This window comes from Microbacterium sp. MYb62 (genome assembly GCF_002979475.1).
Lineage (GTDB): Bacteria > Actinomycetota > Actinomycetes > Actinomycetales > Microbacteriaceae > Microbacterium.
Genome location: NZ_PCOY01000004.1, coordinates 193,603 through 210,296, shown reverse-complemented (window position 1 = coordinate 210,296; position 16,694 = coordinate 193,603). Strand labels below are relative to the sequence as shown.

The 16,694-nt window shown below is 70.5% G+C and carries 17 protein-coding genes; 7 read left to right on the top strand and 10 right to left on the bottom strand.

The window, feature by feature from the left end; translation table 11 throughout:
• Window positions 1–95: 95 nt before the first annotated feature.
• From CQ042_RS07210 to CQ042_RS07195, 4 genes are read right to left on the bottom strand one after another with little or no spacing between them, the layout of a single operon-like run.
• The gene (locus tag CQ042_RS07210; protein WP_105669791.1) at window positions 96–755 is read right to left on the bottom strand and encodes an O-methyltransferase; all 660 of its coding nucleotides are present in this window, start codon (window positions 753–755) and stop codon (window positions 96–98) included.
• Between the two features lie 31 nt (window positions 756–786).
• Complete coding sequence (locus tag CQ042_RS07205) at window positions 787–1,737, bottom strand: CPBP family intramembrane glutamic endopeptidase (protein ID WP_105669790.1); 951 nt, start codon at window positions 1,735–1,737, stop codon at window positions 787–789.
• Window positions 1,734–2,792 (bottom strand): DUF1648 domain-containing protein, encoded by a 1,059-nt coding sequence (locus tag CQ042_RS07200; protein WP_105669789.1) that lies wholly within the window; start codon window positions 2,790–2,792, stop codon window positions 1,734–1,736. Before CQ042_RS07200 ends, CQ042_RS07205 begins: the two co-directional genes overlap by 4 nt.
• Complete coding sequence (locus tag CQ042_RS07195) at window positions 2,789–3,187, bottom strand: GntR family transcriptional regulator (RefSeq protein ID WP_105669788.1); 399 nt, start codon at window positions 3,185–3,187, stop codon at window positions 2,789–2,791. Before CQ042_RS07195 ends, CQ042_RS07200 begins: the two co-directional genes overlap by 4 nt.
• 108 nt (window positions 3,188–3,295) lie before the next feature.
• Here CQ042_RS07195 and CQ042_RS07190 point away from each other — a divergent pair, with 108 nt between their 5' ends.
• A complete protein-coding gene (locus tag CQ042_RS07190; RefSeq protein WP_105669787.1) occupies window positions 3,296–3,766 on the top strand; it encodes a PaaI family thioesterase in 471 nt (156 codons plus the stop codon).
• Here CQ042_RS07190 and CQ042_RS07185 read toward each other — a convergent pair.
• Complete coding sequence (locus tag CQ042_RS07185; RefSeq protein WP_105669786.1) at window positions 3,747–4,751, bottom strand: LacI family DNA-binding transcriptional regulator; 1,005 nt, start codon at window positions 4,749–4,751, stop codon at window positions 3,747–3,749. The genes CQ042_RS07190 and CQ042_RS07185 overlap by 20 nt on opposite strands.
• Before the next feature lie 101 nt (window positions 4,752–4,852).
• Between CQ042_RS07185 and CQ042_RS07180 the strand changes: the two genes are divergently transcribed.
• From CQ042_RS07180 to CQ042_RS07160, 5 genes are read left to right on the top strand one after another with little or no spacing between them, the layout of a single operon-like run.
• Entirely contained in the window at window positions 4,853–5,863 is a 1,011-nt protein-coding gene (locus CQ042_RS07180; RefSeq protein ID WP_105669785.1) for an alpha/beta hydrolase, read from the top strand.
• Window positions 5,860–6,876 carry an alpha/beta hydrolase fold domain-containing protein gene (locus tag CQ042_RS07175; RefSeq protein ID WP_105669784.1) on the top strand — a complete coding sequence of 339 codons (1,017 nt, stop codon included), beginning with the start codon at window positions 5,860–5,862 and terminating at the stop codon, window positions 6,874–6,876. Before CQ042_RS07180 ends, CQ042_RS07175 begins: the two co-directional genes overlap by 4 nt.
• A gap of 35 nt (window positions 6,877–6,911) precedes the next feature.
• Window positions 6,912–8,210, top strand: a complete 1,299-nt coding sequence (locus CQ042_RS07170; protein ID WP_105669831.1) for an MFS transporter — start codon at window positions 6,912–6,914, stop codon at window positions 8,208–8,210.
• A complete protein-coding gene (locus tag CQ042_RS07165; RefSeq protein ID WP_105669783.1) occupies window positions 8,207–9,901 on the top strand; it encodes a CocE/NonD family hydrolase in 1,695 nt (564 codons plus the stop codon). Before CQ042_RS07170 ends, CQ042_RS07165 begins: the two co-directional genes overlap by 4 nt.
• Window positions 9,902–9,905: 4 nt before the next feature.
• Entirely contained in the window at window positions 9,906–11,135 is a 1,230-nt protein-coding gene (locus tag CQ042_RS07160; protein WP_105669782.1) for an APC family permease, read from the top strand.
• 65 nt (window positions 11,136–11,200) lie between these two features.
• Here CQ042_RS07160 and CQ042_RS07155 read toward each other — a convergent pair whose 3' ends face one another.
• On the bottom strand, window positions 11,201–11,992 hold the full coding sequence (locus CQ042_RS07155) for a helix-turn-helix domain-containing protein (protein WP_105669781.1): 792 nt from the start codon (window positions 11,990–11,992) through the stop codon (window positions 11,201–11,203).
• 87 nt (window positions 11,993–12,079) lie between these two features.
• On the opposite strand from CQ042_RS07155, the gene CQ042_RS07150 reads away from it, so the two are divergent.
• A complete protein-coding gene (locus tag CQ042_RS07150; RefSeq protein WP_105669780.1) occupies window positions 12,080–12,622 on the top strand; it encodes a glyoxalase/bleomycin resistance/extradiol dioxygenase family protein in 543 nt (180 codons plus the stop codon).
• Here CQ042_RS07150 and CQ042_RS07145 read toward each other — a convergent pair.
• The 4 genes from CQ042_RS07145 to nhaA all read right to left on the bottom strand — a co-directional run bounded on the left by CQ042_RS07145 (window position 12,591) and on the right by nhaA (window position 16,679).
• Window positions 12,591–13,397 (bottom strand): SGNH/GDSL hydrolase family protein, encoded by an 807-nt coding sequence (locus tag CQ042_RS07145; RefSeq protein WP_374954463.1) that lies wholly within the window; start codon window positions 13,395–13,397, stop codon window positions 12,591–12,593. The genes CQ042_RS07150 and CQ042_RS07145 overlap by 32 nt on opposite strands.
• 57 nt (window positions 13,398–13,454) lie before the next feature.
• Window positions 13,455–14,705, bottom strand: coding sequence for a histidine--tRNA ligase (gene hisS / locus CQ042_RS07140; protein ID WP_219844828.1), 1,251 nt, complete (start codon window positions 14,703–14,705; stop codon window positions 13,455–13,457).
• Between the two features lie 67 nt (window positions 14,706–14,772).
• Window positions 14,773–15,378 (bottom strand): MazG family protein, encoded by a 606-nt coding sequence (locus tag CQ042_RS07135; protein WP_105669829.1) that lies wholly within the window; start codon window positions 15,376–15,378, stop codon window positions 14,773–14,775.
• A 131-nt stretch (window positions 15,379–15,509) separates the two neighbouring features.
• Entirely contained in the window at window positions 15,510–16,679 is a 1,170-nt protein-coding gene (nhaA, locus tag CQ042_RS07130) for a Na+/H+ antiporter NhaA (RefSeq protein WP_105669778.1), read from the bottom strand.
• Between the last annotated feature and the right edge of the window lie 15 nt (window positions 16,680–16,694).

The following is a 16,694-nucleotide window of genomic DNA, read 5'->3' as shown; positions in this document are numbered from 1 at the left end:
GAGCGTCGTCGATCCGCGCTCAGTCTAGCCCGGCCGTCCGACGGACTCCGGGACTCGCCCGACAGGGAGGGACCGCGGTCCGGAACCCGCCGGCGTCAGACCACGACGGCGATCGCGAAGCCGTCCCAGCCCTTCGCACCCACGGTCTGCAGGGCGGTGGCGTCGAATCGGGGGTCCTCCCCCAGCATCCGGAGTCCCTCTCGGGTGCCGACGACCTTGGGGTCGGTGCTGTCGTCCCGCACGATCTCGCCTTCACGCCCGATGTTGTCGAGCACGATCACGGTGCCGGGGTGACCGAGCTTCGCCGCCCAGTCGAGGTAGATCGTGTTCGACTCCTTGTCGGCGTCGATGAACACCAGGTCGAATCCGCCGACCAGGGTCGGAAGCACATCGGCTCCCCTCCCCACCCGGATGTCGACGCGGTCGCCGACGCCCGCGGCATCGATGCTGGCGCGGGCGACAGAGGCGTTGTCCGACTCGGCCTCGATCGTCACGACACGCCCCTCGGGGCCGACGGCGCGGGCGAGCCAGATCGTGGAGTAGCCACCGAGGGTGCCGACCTCGAGCACCCGACGCGCCCCGCTGATGCGGACGAGCAGATTCAGCAGCTTGCCCGCGACCGGCGCGACCTCGATCTCGGGCAGTCCCGCGGCCCGCTGGGCGGTCAGTGCCGCCTCGAGTTCCGCGTCGGGGCCGACGAGCAGATCGGAGAGGAAGGAGTCGGCTTCGGACCAGGCGGAGGGGGTGGATTCCATGGCCTCAGCCAACCCCCGCCGCCGCCGTCCGTCAAGACCGCGGGGCGGAGAGCAGACGACCCGGAGCGTCGGCGAGCTCGGGCTGCTTCCGGAACTGGCCGGTCAGCACGAGCACGAGGACGACGACCGCGAGGACGATCCACCCCGCGACGCCGAGCGGTCCGGCGAGCGCCAGGTCGGGCTGCGCCGCGGCGAAGAGGACGATCATGCCCCCGGCCGCGTTCAGCGAGCCGTGCGCGATGACCGCCGGCCAGACCGACGCCGACCGCAGACGCAGCCATCCGAGCAGGATGCCCCACGCGACGCACCCGCCGATCATGAACAGCACGCCGGTGATGTCGGTGCGACCGAAGTTGTAGCCGAGCAGGATGATCGGGCTGTGCCAGAGGCCCCAGATCACGCCGCTGAGGATCAGCGCGGGCCAGGTGCCGAGCGGACGCAGCGCAGGGAGGAGCCAACCCCGCCAGCCGATCTCCTCACCGAAGGCGAAGATGCTGTTGAACAGCGCGCCGAGCGGGATCATCGCGAGCTGTGCGATGACGAGGATGCCGACGGGAGGCAGGGGTGTGCCGGCGGGAACGGCCTTCTCGAGTTCGGCGGCGAAACCGGAGAACGTCGGATCGAGCTGCACGAAGCCGAGTGCCCCCGAGAGGAGGATGGCGAGCCCCACGAGAAGCGGGGGCGCCAGCCACCCCACGACCATGAGCCACACCACGCGCTTGGCCGGGCGCAGCGGCCACAGCCCGAGGAAGCGCGCACGCTGCCCGCGGGCGGGCACGCGCAGGGCGAATGTGACGACGAGGGCCGCCACGGCGGGCGTGAACATCATCACCGGCAGCAGGACGACCGAGATCGGCTCGGCGAGACCGTCGCCCAGCCACAGCGGAAGCGCCACCAACCAGGCCAGGGCGAAGGAGACCACCACGAAGACGATCACCGCGGTCCACGGCACACGGCGCGCGTGCAGGGTCTGGTCGTTCATGAGGTCGCCTTTCCGGAGTCGGTCGAAGGTGTGCCCGGTGTTCGCGAGCGGTCGACATAGGCCTGCAGCAGCGCCGCGGCTTCTTCCGCACCGTCGATCGTCACGATGAACGGCCGCCGACCGCGACGGGAGACCTCGATCGCGGAGCCACGGCGCATGACGATTCCCGTGCGCCCGTCGACGGCGATACGCCATCCCCAGCCGCCGAACTCCCCGAACGGGGAGATCTCCACAGCGCGAGCCGACTCGACCTCGTCGATCGGAATCCGGATGCGCGGCCAACCCAGCAGGGCCCGGGCGGAGAACCCCTCCGGGGTGACCGTGACGCGGAAGGAGGCGGTCGCCGCCAGCGCGAAGCCGACGACGAGCACCACGGCGGCGGCGATCCAGCCGCCCTCGACGCCGGTGCCGAGCATGTACGCGGCGAGCGCGACGAGACCCAGGAGCACGAAGAGCAGGAACGCGAGCGCGCCGCGCGGCATCATCGTCGTCGCGACCCACACGACGCGTTCGCCCTTCGCGACGTGCACCGAGTATCGATGCTCGAGCGTGCGTCCCTGCTCCGGTCGCACGCGGGGCTGCACAGCCCAGGCGATGCCGCCGACCGCAACGAGTCCGGCGAAGGACAGGGCCATGACCCCTCCGATGCCCGGCGCATCGGAGATGTCGGTCAGACCGCGCTGGATCGCGAGCGAGCCGAGGGTCGTGAGAGCGGCGAAGACGGACATGCCGGCGGCGAGTGCGCCCATCAACCGGGCCGCGCCGCCCCAGTGCGCACCGACCGAGGCGAGCGTCACGATCGCCATCAGCACGGGCAGTCCGAGTCCGATCCCGATGAGGATCCAGAGATATGTGGAGGGTGGTCCGAAGCCATCGGCGCCGCTCACACCCCAGTGGGTCGCGACCTGTTGCGGCAGCGTGGGCAGCCAGGTGAGGAGGACCACGACAGCGATGGCGGTGATCACGATCGGCACGATCACCGCGACGAGGAAGAAGGTCGACCGGGCGCGCCTCAACAGCTGCGGCGGGGTGCGGGTGAGGTCGTGGGTGGTCATGGCGAGTCCTCCTCGCGGGTCTCGGAGCGGGTCGGTTCGGTTCGGTCGTCGCGGTGCGACTGGATGATGCCGGCGAGCGTGTCGGCAGAGACGCCGAGGGCGGCCGCGCGTCGCACCAGCCCATCGATATCGTGTGCGAGCTCGGCGAGGGGCGCTGCCGAGGCCGCGATGACCGCTCCCCTGCCGCGTCGAAGATCCACGAGGCCCTCGTCGCGCAGCCGCTGGTAGGCGTGCAGGACGGTGTGCTGGTTGATGTCCAGCGCTGCGGCGACATCGCGTGCCGCGGGAAGGCGGTCACCGGGGGCGAGGACCCCGGCGAGGATGTCGGAGCGGACCGAGGCCGCCACCTGGTCGTACAGAGCGCGGGGGCTGTCGGGATCGACGCGGATGAGCATCCGACCCTCCTCTCCCTGAATCGCTACTTATTCTATGCGAACTATAACAACTGTGCCAACCCTCCAGACGTCTTTGTCGCTCTCGGCTCGTTCCTCCACACTGGCGTGATGCGCATCACTCCCCGCCGTCTCGCGATCGGCATGAGCCTGTGGATCCCCAACCTCTTCAGCGGCATCCGCATCCGCCGCTTCAGCGAGGATTGGACGCACGCCACGGTCGAGCTCCACGTGAACGTCTTCACCCGCAACTACGTCAAGACCGCGTTCGGTGGGTCGATGTCGGCGATGACCGACCCGTACTTCTTCATGCTCGTGATGCACCAGCTCGGACGCGACCACGTCGTGTGGGACACGCGCGGGGAGATCGAGTTCCTCAAGCCCGGCCGCGGGGTGCTCACGGCCGAGTTCGAGGTGTCGAAGGAGAAGGCCGAGGATATCCGTGAGCGCGCACGCGGCGGAGCCAAGGTGCTCGAGTGGTTCGAGACCGTCATCACCGACCGGGAGGGCGATGTGGTCGCGAAGGTGCGCCGCGAGGTCTACATCCGGGAGAAGAAGCGGGTCACGGCCTCGCGGGGCTGACCCCGGGCACGAGCGTCGACGACCTCGCGATCAGGGTGGGGGCGAGTCGCACGGTGTCGTGTGCGGTCGATGCGCCCGACACCAGTCCGAGGACGAGTTCGAGGGCCGTGCGCCCGCTCTCCTCGAACGGCTGCCGCACGGTCGTGAGGTCGAGCGCTGCGGCGACCTCACCGTCGTCGTAGCCGACGACCGCGAGCGGGGCGCTGCCAGGGTCCGCACGCAGTGCCGACAGCACCGCGGCGGCGAACTGGTCATGGTTCGCGACGATCGCCGTCGCACCTGCCGCTCGGGCCGCGGCGATCACCCGGCCATCGACCGAAGAGGGATCAGCGACCGCCAGATCGGTCATCGCCACGTGCTGCGTCAGCCCGTCGATGCGGAGCATCCCCGCCGACACGTATGCCGGCGAGCGCTGCGGCTCATGCACGAACAGGACCCGGCGATGGCCGAGTCCGGCGAGATGGCGGCCGATCTGCGACCCGCCGTCGCGGTCGTCGACGAGGACGACCGGACCGCCCGCATCGGACCGTGTCGGCACCACGTCGACATAGACGACCGGGATGCGCGCCGCTCTGCTCGCTCTGCGTGCCGCACCGCCGAGCGGAACCCCCATTACCACGAGGCCGGTGGCATCCGTGCGAGTGGGCAGCACATCGAGCAGCGGCTCATCCGCCGCAGCCGCGGAATCGAGGTCGTACGGGATGATGTCGACCGCCGCGTCCCTCGCTCGACGGAGCATGCCGGACAGGCGGCGCAGATACGACGGGTAGGTCGTGAACGGTGCGGCGACCGCGATGCGCGCGGCCCCGACGCGCCGCCCCTGCGTCATCCGATACCCGAGCGCGGTAGCCGCGGCGACGATGCGTTCGCGGGTCTCGGGGCGCACCCGGTGCGGGGCGCTGACCGCCAGTGACACGGTGGAGATGCTCACGCCGGCGCGCTCCGCGACGTCGTAGATGGTGACCCGTCCCGGGCGTGCGCGCATGATTCGGCTTCCTTCTTCATCGAAGTTCTTCGATTCCCCAGACTAGGCCGGAACCCGCGCGGTGCGAATTCACCGTGGGAACCCATCGAAGGAGATGCCCGATGCCGACACCACGGTCCCGATTCCGGCGCCCGGCCCTCGACAGCGCGGTCGCAGCGTGGGAGGAGCGGGTCGCCCCGCTGCTCGCCCCGGAACCCGCAGACCCCGCAGGGCGCCGCCGGGTCGCGGCTGAGAACGACGACGCCGTGAGTGCCGCACTCGGGATCACTCCGCTCCCCACCGCCTCCGAGGAGCACGTCGTCCCGGTCGACGGGCACCCCGACGTGCGCGTCCGCGTGTACTGGCCCGGCGAGGAGCGCACGCCACCAGGGTCGGGGCTCCCCGTGCTGGTGTACTTCTACGGCGGCGGATTCACGATCGCCGGGATCGACTGGGTCTCGTGGGACGCCCGGTTCCGAGCCAGGGCACGCGATGCGGGGATCGTCATCGTCGCGGCCGACTACGCCCACGCGCCGGAGGCACGCTTCCCGACCCAGCCGGAGCAGTGCTGGTCGGCGTTCGAATGGGCGCACACCCACGCCGAAGAGCTGGGGGCTTCACGCGACCGGATGGCCGTGGGCGGAGCCTCGTCGGGAGGTGACCTCGCCGCGGCCGTGGCACTCATGAACCGCGATCGCTCCGCACACCTGATCGCCCTGCAACTGCTGGAGAACCCTGCACTGGACTTGACGATGGGACACGCCGACATGAGCGGGATCGATGCCCGCATGCCGGGAGTGATCGTGCGTGCGGTCGGCCGCAACCTGGTGCGACAGTACGTCGGGGACGACTCCGCAGCCGCGCGACGACCGTATGCCTCACCGTTGCTGGCCGTGACCCACGAAGGGCTTCCGCCCGCGGTGATCCTCACCTCCGAGCTCGACCCCCTGCGCGGCGACGGAGAAGCCTACGCACGGGCGCTCTCCGCCGCGGGTGTGCCGGTGACGGCGATGCGCTTCATCGGACAGACACACGGATCGCTCGGTTCGACCGGATACGTGCCGGCGGCAGATACCGCACATCGCCTCGTCGTCTCCGAGCTGCGCACGCTTCACGAAGGAGCCGGGGCGTGAGCGATCACGAGCAGGGCAGGCCGCCGCTGAGTCCGGAGATCCGGGAGTGGATCCGACGCATCCGGGAGCTCTCCGCGACACTTGCCGATCTCGAGTCGCGCGACCGGGGAGCGCGCCGCCGCGCGCAACGGGAGTTGAGCGACCTCCTGGCCGTCGAGTTCACCGATCCGGTTCCCGCAGGCGTGGAGATCGACGACCTCATGGTCGCCGGTGGGGCGGGCCCGCTGCGTGCGCGTCGATACCGCCCCGCCTCCGCGACCGGCGCACTGCCGACGATGCTGTGGCTGCACGGAGGGGGATGGACCGGCGGCACGATCGACGAGCTCCTCAACGACCGCCTCTGCGCGGATCGCGCATTGCGCTCCGGGGTGCAGATCGTCGCGCTCGAGTATCGGCTGGCGCCCGAGCATCCGTTCCCTGCTCCGGTCGACGACGCCGTGGCCACCTTGGCGAGCCTGCGCGAGCGCGCCGACGAGCTCGCTGTCGACGCGGCCCGGCTGGGGATCGGCGGCAACTCCGCCGGTGCGACGATCGCCGCGACGACGGCACTGCGCCAGCGAGATGCCGGAGCACCACTGCATCACCAGACGCTCGAGGTGCTGCCCGCAGCACTGCGCCTCTTCGGCGAATCGATGCACCGGTACCTCGGCACGGCGGAAATGGAGGACGTCGAACACCTCGCCGAGGTCTATCGCGCCGGAGCTCCCCTCGCGGAGGCGTCTCCGCTGGACGCGCCGGATCACCGAGGGCTCGCACCCGCGCTGATCCTCGCCGCCGAGTTCGATCCCCTCCGGGACGGCGCCGCCGCCTACGCCGATGCGCTGCGGGTGGCGGGAGTCCCCGTCGTGCTGCGCATCGGCCCCGGCCATGATCATGCCTCCCCCGGCCTCACCGGCCGTTGGCAGGGCGCACGGGAATGGCGTGACGTCTTCGTCTCGGAGCTCGCCGATGCCTACCGCACGACCAGCCACCCGACCGCCGATCCGGTGACGACCGCCGGCGCACACCCGTGACCAGCCCGAACCCCGACCGAGACCCGGAGACGATGATGTCCACCCACGCAGTCGATCCTGTTTTCCCCGCCGACCCCGCTCCCCCGCTCACCGCCGACGCGATCCCCGGCCAGCGCCAGACCCGCTGGTTCTGGATCGCCTTCGTGTTCGCCTGGCTCGGATCCGGTATCGCCCAGGGCGTCGCCAGTGTGGCCATCCCCCAACTCCTCAAGGAGTGGGATCCCGATCAGGCGACAGGCAACCTGAGCATCATCCTCACGCTCGGCGGTGCGGCCATCCTCATCACGACGCCGATCTTCGGCCGGCTCAGCGACCGCTCGATGTCGAAGCTCGGCATCCGCCGCCCCTGGATCCTCTCCGGCTCGCTGATCGCCCTGGCCGGATACGGGGTGCAGGCCACCGCCCCTTCGCTCCTCGTGCTGGGCATCGGCACGATCCTGGTCCTCGTGGGCTGGGGCGCGGTGTCGATGACCGTCCACACCCTGTTCGCCGACCAGATCCGCCGCAGCATCCGAGCCATCATGTCGGCGGTCACCGGTGCCGCCACCGCGATCGGGATCCTCGGCGGCGTCTCGCTCGCGGGCGTCGTCGCCCCGACCGGCCAGGTCGGCATGTTCCTGATCCCGGGCGGCCTCTCCGTGGTCCTGGCGATCACGCTGTTCTTCACGCTGAAGGACATCCGTCGCCTGCTGCCGGCCGAACCCCTGGACTGGAGGGGGGTGCTGGCCACGTTCTGGCTGAGCCCGCGCCGCTACCCCGACTTCGCCTGGGCCTGGGTGTGTCGCTTCTTCATGACCGCGTCGATCGTGTCGGTCACGAGCTACCTCTACCTCACGATCTCCGGCCGCTTCGGCATCGACGATCCGAGCGAGATCGCCGCGGTGCAGACGCAGGCGACGGCGGCGTTCACGCTGATGAACCTGGTGATGGCGTTCGTCTTCGGCGTGATCTCGGATCGGACGGGTCGCCGCAAGCCGAGCGTCATCATCGGCGCGCTCGCGAGCGCCGGTGGTCTCGTGCTGGCGATCTCGTTCGGCGACATCGCGTTCTTCCTGGTCGGGATCGCGATCGTCGGAGCCGGGCAAGGCGCCTACATCGCCGCCGACGTCGCCCTGATGACCGAGTGTCTTCCCTCGGTGGAGGATGCCGGCAAAGACCTCGGGATCGTGGCCCTCGCATATCTGCTCCCGGGCATCCTCGTACCCGTTTTCGGATTCTTCGCGACGCGCATAGGCTCGCCCACAGGTGAGAACTTCGCGGCCCTCTACATCGGCGCGGTCGTGATGGCCGTGATCGCCGCGTTCGCGGTCACCAGAGTGAAAGGCGTGCGATGACCGATGCTCCCCGCCTCAGCGGTGCGGCCCGCCGCGAGTATCGGCGCCTCTCCCGCGCAGCCGACATGCCGTCGCGGACGCACCGTGCCGTCACACGGACGACCGCCATCCCTGTCTCCGCGGACGACGGAGCCACGCTCCTCACCGACCATTGGCATGCGGAAGGATCCGGCGGGCACACCGTTCTGATCCGCACCCCGTACGGGCGCGACGGCATCGGCGGGGTGGCGCTGTTCCTCGCCGAACGCGGGCACCACGTGGTGGTGCAGAGCTGCCGGGGCACCTTCGGGTCGGGCGGGGTGTTCGACCCCCTGCACGACGAGGTCGCCGACGGGCAGGCGACCATGCGGTGGCTGCGCGCACAGCCGTGGGCGACCGGGCGCGTGCATTCCTGGGGCGGAAGCTACTTCGGCGTGACCCAGTGGGCCTTCTGCGACGGAGAGGAGCGTCCCGACGCCATGGGCATCGCGATCTCCGCCCGATGCTTCGATGACGCGATCCTCTATCCGGGCGGCGGATTCTCGATCGACACCCCCCTCACGTGGGCGTACGCGCTCGACATCCAGGAGCAGTCGCTGCCGTCGAAGGCCTGGGCGCTGCTGCGCGCCCGCCGCGGTTTCCGCCGCGGGGCGCTCGCGGTTCCCCCCGCGGATGCGGTGCGCGTGGCGCGTGGCGCCGACCCGCAGTTCTTCCGCGACTGGGTCGAGCACAGCGACAAGGGCGACCCGTGGTGGGAGCCCATGCACTTCGCGCAGGACGTCGACACCATCCCGCCGGTCACGCTGGTCGCCGGATGGCAGGATCTGTTCCTGGTCGGCCAGCTCTCGGACTATGCCGCTCTCCGCGACGCGGGGCGCCCCGTGCGCCTCATCATCGGCGACTGGGTGCACGGCGCCCCGGAGATCACCGTGATCGGCGTCCGCGAGGCGCTGCGCTCGTTCACCGGGAAAGCGCCGACGGACGGCGTGCGCCTCGCCGTGACGGGAAGCGGTGGCTGGCGCGAGCTCGAGAGCTGGCCTCCGCCGCACGCGGCGATGGCCGTGGAGCTCACCGCCGACGGACGACTCGACCGGAGCGGCGCCGAGAACCTCGCCGCCGACCTCGCGTATCGCTACGACCCGGCGGATCCGACACCGGATGCCGGCGGTCGAACCCTCAACCCGTTCGCCGCCGGACGCCGAAAGCAGCACACCCGCGAACGCCGGGACGACGTGCTCGTCTTCACCGGCGATCCGCTTCCGGAGGACCTCGTGGTCATCGGAGCACCCGAGATCGCACTCTCGTTCGTGTCGTCGAACCCCCACGCCGACCTGTTCGTACGTCTCTGCGAAGTGGATGCCCGGGGCGTCTCCCGGGCGCTCACCGATGGGTATCGGCGACTCTCGCCCCGTGCGGACAGCGAAGACGTCGACGATGCCGGCCGCATCCGGCTCGAACTCGCCCCACTCGCCCATCGCTTCGCCGCCGGGTCGCGTCTGCGCGTGCAGGTGTCGTCCGGCGCGCATCCCTTGCATCTGCGCAACTCGGGGACGGACGATCCGGTACGCGACCACTCGCACCTGATCGCCAGCGACCAGATCGTTCGGGTGGGAGGCTCCACGCCCGCCACGCTCACCCTGCCCGCATCGGTGACCGTCCCGGCGCCGGCGAGCACCGGGTCACCCGGCGTTCACCACCACGTGTCACGATGACGGGATGCCCCTCGCGCGCCGTCTGACACTCGGAGACGCGGTCGCCATCGGTCTCGGCTCGATGATCGGCGCCGGCGTCTTCGCCGTGTGGGCTCCCGCGGTCGGGGTCGCCGGGAGCGGGATCCTCATCGCGCTCGCGATCGCAGCGGTGGTGGCCTACTGCAACGCCACGTCATCGGCGCAGCTCGCCGCCGCGCATCCCGTCGCCGGCGGCACCTATGCGTACGCCCGCGCGGAGATCGGCGCGTGGTGGGGCTTCATCGCAGGATGGAGCTTCGTGATCGGCAAGATCGCCAGCTGTGCCGCGATGGCGATGACCTTCGCCGCCTATGCGGCCCCGGCCGACTGGCAGTCACCCGTCGCAGTCGCGGCGGTCGTGCTCCTCGCCGTCGTGAACTGCTTCGGCGTGACGCGCACCGCCCTGGTCACCCGCATCCTCGTGGTGGCCTCGCTGCTCGGACTCGCGATCGCGGTCGGCTTCGGATTCGCTGCGGCCCCGACGGCCACACCGACGCCTCTGCCCGATGCCACGGCCTACGGTGTGCTCCAGGGAGCCGGACTGCTGTTCTTCGCGTTCGCCGGTTACGCGCGCATCGCGACGATGGGCGAAGAGGTCGTCGCCCCCGCGCGAACCATCCCGCGCGCCATCGTCTTCGCCCTGGGCGGCGCAGTCGTCGTGTACACGTTGGTGGGGCTCGCCGTCGTTCTCGTGCTCGGCGCAGACGTGATCGGTTCGACGGCTCCGCTGGTCGACCTGCTCGCCGCCACCGGCGCATCGGCGTGGGCTCCGATCCTTCGGGTGGCCGCCGCCGCCGCCTCCCTCGGCGCTCTGCTGGCGCTGCTGACGGGAATCGGCCGCACGACGCTGGCCATGGCCCGCGAGGGCGACGTGCCGCGCTTCCTCGCCGAGATCGACCGACGCCATCAGGTGCCGCAGCGTGCGGAGATCGTGATCGCCCTCGTCGTGATCGCCATCGTGCTCCTCGCCGATCTGCGCGGAGCCATCGGATTCTCGTCCTTCGGCGTGCTGCTCTATTACCTGATCGCGAACGCGGCCGCCTTCCGGCAGGAGGGACCCGCACGGCACTACCCGCGGGCCCTGCAGGTGGTCGGAGCTCTGGGATGCCTGGTGCTGGTCAACACCCTGCCCGCGCTCGCCTCCCTGATCGGCACCGCCGTGGTGCTGATCGGCGTCGGATACCGGATGCTGCGGCTGCGGTTCACGCGGGTCTGAGCTCGTACGGGTCTGAGCTCGTCCGGGTCTGAGCTCGTCCGGGTCTGCGCTCGTACGGGTCTGGCTCAGCTGATCGCCTCGGAGCGGTACGTGCGCGGTGCGATGCCCAGAACGGCCTGGAAGTCGCGCGTGAGATGCGCGTGATCCGCATAGCCGAGTTCGGCGGCGATCGAGGCCAGGTCGACTCCCGGGTGCTCACGCACCCGCTGCGCCGCCTCCTGCAAACGCCGGCGTCGGATCATCGCGGCCGGTGAGATCCCGACGTGCCGGTGCGTCATCCGCTGCAGGGTGCGCACCGACACGGCCAGCCGCGTGGCGGCCTCCTCGGGGGTGAGCGCCGCGCCATCGCCGATCAGGACGTCCATGACCGCGTTCGCCTGGCGTCCCGGCTCGCCGACCGGTGCCGCACGGTCCTCGAGCCAGTGCGAGAAGGCTTCGACCGCCCGCTCGCGGTGCCCCTCGCCCGAGCCCATGGCGAAGGCGACGGCATCGCGGAGCTCGGTGACACCCCTCCCGTCGTCGATCACCCGCTCCCCGTCGACCAGGGCGGCAGGGTCGTCGATCAGCGCGGCGACCGCAGCCGGACGAAGCAGGGCCCCGACGGCCCACCCGGTCCCGCGCAGATCGCGGTGCGACAGGCGTGTCGTCGCACCCGACAGGGTCACGGCATCCGCATCGACGACGAGATTGAGCGCCGGATAGGCGACGATCTCCTGACGCGACGAGCGTCCGGGCTCGATGTCCCACTCCGGGATCCAGAACCAGGCGACAAGCTCGGTCACCGCCGCCGGTGCGGGCAGCCGGTGGAACTCGGGCAGGCGCGCGGGATAGAGCACGCCACGAGTCGGGTTCACCATGCGCCCAGCGTAGGCTCCGGCCCCGACATCCGGATGCTGTCGCGGATCTTCAAGCCACCGGCATACCACCCGGCCTAGCGTGGCGGCATGAGCAACGACGACACCACGACCAACACCCCCACGACCGGTGCGAACGGAACCTACACGACCGAAGGCCGCCCGAACAGCGCCACCTCGCTCACCCCCTTCCTGGCCATCCCCCACGCGAAGCAGGCGATCGAGTTCTACCGCGACGTCTTCGGCGCCCGGGTCATCGACGTGACCGAGTTCGGCGGAGTGGTCGCACACGCCGACCTCGCGTTCGGACTCGGCCTGCTGCAGCTCGGAGAGCCGAACGCCGAGTACCACCTCGTCCGTGCGCCCGAGGGCGACGACGACTGCTACTCGATGGGACTGTACGTCTCCGACGTCGACGCGGTCGTGGAGAAGGCCGTCGCTGCGGGAGCTACGGTGCGCGAGGCACCGGCGCTCTTCGTCTCAGGCGACCGGTTCGCCAGCATCCGCGACCCGTTCGGGGTGCGCTGGTCTGTCATGACACGCGTCGAGGACATCTCCGACGAGGAGAGCAGCCGCCGGGTCGCCGAGTGGGCGGCATCGTTCAGCACCGCACCGACGGACGACGCGAGCTGAGGGCCTTCTCCGCCGCACGGCACACCGCGGGCAGCAGCGCCTCGGCCGTCCGTCGATAGCCGAGTGCACTCGGGTGGAAGCGGTCGAGGCTGAACATCGCCTCCGGCTCGTCGAAGAACATCGGTCCCACCGCTCGGCGCAGATCGACCGGCTCGGCGTCCGCCCGTCGTGCCGTCTCGTCCTGGATCTCGGCGAGACGGCGGGACAGGCTGGATGCGATCCGACGAAGCGGCTGCGGCACTGCGCGCAGCGCTCCGAGGTCGGGGCAGGTGCCCACGACGACTTCCGCGCCCCTCTCCCGGAGCCTGCGGATCGTCTCGTGCAGATGCTGAGCGGACAGCGCCACGGGCAGCCGGTGCGTCACATCGTTTCCGCCGACGACGATCACCGCCACGTGCGGACGGTACTCCGCAGGCAGGGCGTCGAACTGGCCCGGCAGATCGGGCGATTCCGCGCCGACCACGGCCGCCGTGCGCAGCCGCACCGGCCGATGGATCCGGCGTCCCGTCGCCTTCGCCAGACGACCGCCGAGCGTCTCCTTGCGGCGCTCGGCCCCGAGGCCTGCGGCGATCGAGTCGCCGAGCAGAAGCAGTTCGAGCGGCTCGCCGTCGAGAGCTCGCCGCCAGAGGCGATCCGCGTCGAGGGATTCCTCCCCCAGCGGCTTCCCGATCCGGCGTCGCGCGAGCGCGGCCTGCTGCACGAGCACGAGACGGATACCACCGAGGAACGCGACGAGCGCCACCCCCACGAGGACCGGGATGCGGATGCGACTCACGCCCCGATTCCACCCCGTCACCGTGAACACGGCGTGAACGAGCCGCGGCCGCTCCGCTCAGCTCAGCGGCTTGAGCTCCAGCTCGCCGGTACCGGCCGAGACGGTCGCGAAAGCCGTGTAGCCGTCGGCGGCCGAACGCTCGAGCAGCGCCTTGACGTTCTTGGTCCGTCGCTCCAGGCGCACGCGGGCGCCGGACGCGATGAGCGCCGCCTTGTGCCGCACGAGCTCGTGCATCGGAACGTCGGCATCGTGGATCAGCACGACGGCCTGCTCTGCGCCGTCCGTCGACTCGGAGACGAGGTCGACGAGCCGCTCGAACCCGAGCGAGAAGCCCACCGCCGGGACCTGCTGCCCGAGGAAGCGGCCGATCATGCCGTCATAGCGGCCGCCGCCGCCGAGCGAGTAGCCGACCGACGGGTGCGCGAGTTCGAAGATCGTGCCCGTGTAGTAGCCCATGCCGCGCACGAGGAACGGGTCGAAGAGCAGCGGGATGTCGGACTGACCGCGCCCTGCGGCCACCGCCTCGCCGATGCCCACCAGGTGCTCGACCAGTTCGCTCGGAGCACCCTCGGGCAGCGCCTTGCGGATCTGCCGTTCCCCGAACGGGTTGTACTCCATGGTCTGCGGGCGACGCAGGAAGGCGTCGAACGCGTCGGCGGCAGCCGTCGAGGCACTGCGCTCGCGCAGCTCCGCCGCGACCCCCTCCGGGCCGATCTTGTCGAGCTTGTCGATCGTGATGAGCACGCCGGGACGCTCCTCGGCGCTGAACCCGAAGCTGTCCAGCATCCAGTCCAGCACGCGGCGATCGTTGATGCGCACGGTCGCGCCTTCGAGCCCGAGCGCGTCGACGGCGTCGAGCGAGGCGACCAGGAGCTCGGCCTCGGCGCGCGACGAGTCATCGCCGATGATGTCGATGTCACACTGCACGAACTGGCGGTAGCGCCCCTTCTGCGGACGTTCGGCGCGCCAGACCGGGCCGATCTGGATCGAGCGGAAGACGGCGGGGAGCTGTCCGCGGTTGCTCGCGTAGAAGCGGGCGAGCGGCACGGTCAGGTCGTAGCGGAGGCCGAGATCCGACAGCGCGGCCGGATCTTCGGCAGCGGCGCGGATCGCGTCGGCATCGAGACCACGGCGCAGGACGTTGTACGAGAGCTTCTCGTTGTCGCCCCCGATTCCGGCATGCAGGTGCGTGTAGTCCTCGACGACCGGAGTCTCGATCTCGTCGAATCCGTGAGCACGGTAGCGCTCGCGGATGACGGAGAGCACGCGCTCACGGCGGGCCTTGTCGGCGGGGAGGATGTCGCGCATGCCGCGCGGCGCGTTCACAGTAGCCACGCTTCCATCATCCCAGGTCCGCCGACATGGACGTGCCGGGTCAGGATGCGGCTTCGGCGGTCCGCACGTCGTCTTCCAGCACACGCAGCCGCTCCCGCAGTGCCCGCTCCGCGTCCCAGCCCTCGGCGCGTGCTGTCGCCACGAGTGTGAGCAGCGCCTCGCCGAGCTCCGCCTCGGATGCCGGAGACGCGGCGGGCGGAGCCGGTTCGATCGTCACCCCGGCTCCCGCCGCGCGACCCGCGAGCTTCTGTGCCAGCGCGAGTGCCGGCATCCCGCGAGGGATGCCGTCGAGCACGCTGCGGCGGCCGTGCTTCTCCGCCGCCTTCGCCGCGTTCCAGTGCACGAGCACCTGCTCCGGGGTCTCGGCGACCTCACCCGCGAAGACGTGCGGATGCCGGCGCACCATCTTCTCGGTGAGGGTGCGGGCCACATCGTCGATGTCGAACGGGTCCTCGGGGTCCTGCGCCGCGATGGCGGCATGGAACAGCACCTGCCACAGCAGATCGCCCAGCTCCTCGCGGAGGTCGTCTCGGGTGCCGGCCTCGACGGCGTCGATCACCTCGTGCGATTCCTCGATCAGGTACGGCACGAGGTCGCGATGCGTGATCTGCTGCGACCACACGCAGCGTTCGCGGATCGCGTGCATCGTGTCGGCGGCGAGCCGGAGCGGGTCGTCCGCGTCCGCGGTGGTCTCGGGCTGAGCGCTCACGCTTCCTCCTTGAATCGGTCCGGAGTTGAATCGGTCCGGGACGAGTCGGTCCGGGGCCGGGCGATCCCTCACGACGAGGCGGATGCGACCCGACGGTACCAGCGCGCCCGCAGCGACACGATCACTCCGGAGAACACGAGCGCGATGAGCGACCCGACGAGCACACCGAGGATCGCCTGGTCCTTGATGCCGCCGTCATCCGCGAAGGCGAGGTTCGCCAACAGCAGCGAGACGGTGAAGCCGATGCCGCCGAGGGCACCCGCGGCCAGGATGTCCGCGAACGGCAGCGCGGGGTCGGCGCCCTTCGGGCGGATGCGCATCGCGAGCCAGCCGAACAGCGAGATGCCGATGATCTTCCCCACCGGCAAGGCGACGACGATCGCCCAGAATGCGGGCGACAGCTGTGCGAGCGAAAGGGCGGGGATCACGACGAACGCCGCGACGAACGCGAAGACCGGGAGGATCACGCCGTTCACGGTTGGCTCGAGCGCGTGCCTGGTGCGACCGGCGGGAACGGGCGACATCACGAGTCCGAGCAGCACGCCGGCGATCGTGGCGTGGATGCCGGAAGACGCGACGAGCCCCCAGGTGACGACGCCCACCACGACCATGGCGACCGCGATCAGCGGGTGGCCCTTCGCATGCAGAAGTCGGCTGAGCGCCCAGAACACGGCCACACCGACGATCGCGAGGCCGAACTGCAGCCATTGCACGTCGTCGGCGAAGAGCACGGCGATGAAGATGATGCCGATGATGTCGTCGAGGATCGCGAGGGCGAGCAGGAAGACGCGCACGCGCGACGGCAGACCCTTGCCGAACATCGCGAGCACGCCGAGAGCGAAGGCGATGTCGGTCGCGGTCGGAATGGGCCAGCCTGGTGCCGTCGTGCTGTCGCCCCCGGCGATCAGGAGGTAGACCGCGATCGGGACGAGCACTCCTCCGGCCGCGGCGATCGCCGGCTGCACCGCCTTGCGCGGCGAATCGAGCTCACCGTGGGTCAGCTCGTGGCGCAGCTCGATGGCCACGACGAGGAAGAAGACGGCGAGAAGGCCATCCGACACCCAGTGCGCGATCGACAGATCGAGCTCGGTGCCGGGGACCGCGATGTGGAAGTCGAGGAAGGCGGCGAGCGCATCGTGCGTCGGGAGATTCGCGAGGAGGAGTCCGAGTCCGGCCGCGATGAGGAGGAGGACGGCGGGGAACTGCTGCCCGCGGAGGGGGTTCGCTGAGATGCGCATCCCCTCCATCGTAGG

Excerpts from the sequence above, each read along its gene's own strand:
- CQ042_RS07210 (WP_105669791.1), bottom strand. The coding sequence starts at position 755 with ATGGAATCCACCCCCTCCGCCTGGTCCGAAGCCGACTCCTTCCTCTCC.
- CQ042_RS07205 (WP_105669790.1), bottom strand. The coding sequence starts at position 1,737 with ATGAACGACCAGACCCTGCACGCGCGCCGTGTGCCGTGGACCGCGGTG.
- CQ042_RS07200 (WP_105669789.1), bottom strand. The coding sequence starts at position 2,792 with ATGACCACCCACGACCTCACCCGCACCCCGCCGCAGCTGTTGAGGCGC.
- CQ042_RS07195 (WP_105669788.1), bottom strand. The coding sequence starts at position 3,187 with ATGCTCATCCGCGTCGATCCCGACAGCCCCCGCGCTCTGTACGACCAG.
- CQ042_RS07190 (WP_105669787.1), top strand. The coding sequence starts at position 3,296 with ATGCGCATCACTCCCCGCCGTCTCGCGATCGGCATGAGCCTGTGGATC.
- CQ042_RS07185 (WP_105669786.1), bottom strand. The coding sequence starts at position 4,751 with ATGCGCGCACGCCCGGGACGGGTCACCATCTACGACGTCGCGGAGCGC.
- CQ042_RS07180 (WP_105669785.1), top strand. The coding sequence starts at position 4,853 with ATGCCGACACCACGGTCCCGATTCCGGCGCCCGGCCCTCGACAGCGCG.
- CQ042_RS07170 (WP_105669831.1), top strand. The coding sequence starts at position 6,912 with ATGTCCACCCACGCAGTCGATCCTGTTTTCCCCGCCGACCCCGCTCCC.
- CQ042_RS07165 (WP_105669783.1), top strand. The coding sequence starts at position 8,207 with ATGACCGATGCTCCCCGCCTCAGCGGTGCGGCCCGCCGCGAGTATCGG.
- CQ042_RS07160 (WP_105669782.1), top strand. The coding sequence starts at position 9,906 with ATGCCCCTCGCGCGCCGTCTGACACTCGGAGACGCGGTCGCCATCGGT.
- CQ042_RS07155 (WP_105669781.1), bottom strand. The coding sequence starts at position 11,992 with ATGGTGAACCCGACTCGTGGCGTGCTCTATCCCGCGCGCCTGCCCGAG.
- CQ042_RS07150 (WP_105669780.1), top strand. The coding sequence starts at position 12,080 with ATGAGCAACGACGACACCACGACCAACACCCCCACGACCGGTGCGAAC.
- hisS (WP_219844828.1), bottom strand. The coding sequence starts at position 14,705 with ATGCGCGACATCCTCCCCGCCGACAAGGCCCGCCGTGAGCGCGTGCTC.
- CQ042_RS07135 (WP_105669829.1), bottom strand. The coding sequence starts at position 15,378 with ATGCACGCGATCCGCGAACGCTGCGTGTGGTCGCAGCAGATCACGCAT.
- nhaA (WP_105669778.1), bottom strand. The coding sequence starts at position 16,679 with ATGCGCATCTCAGCGAACCCCCTCCGCGGGCAGCAGTTCCCCGCCGTC.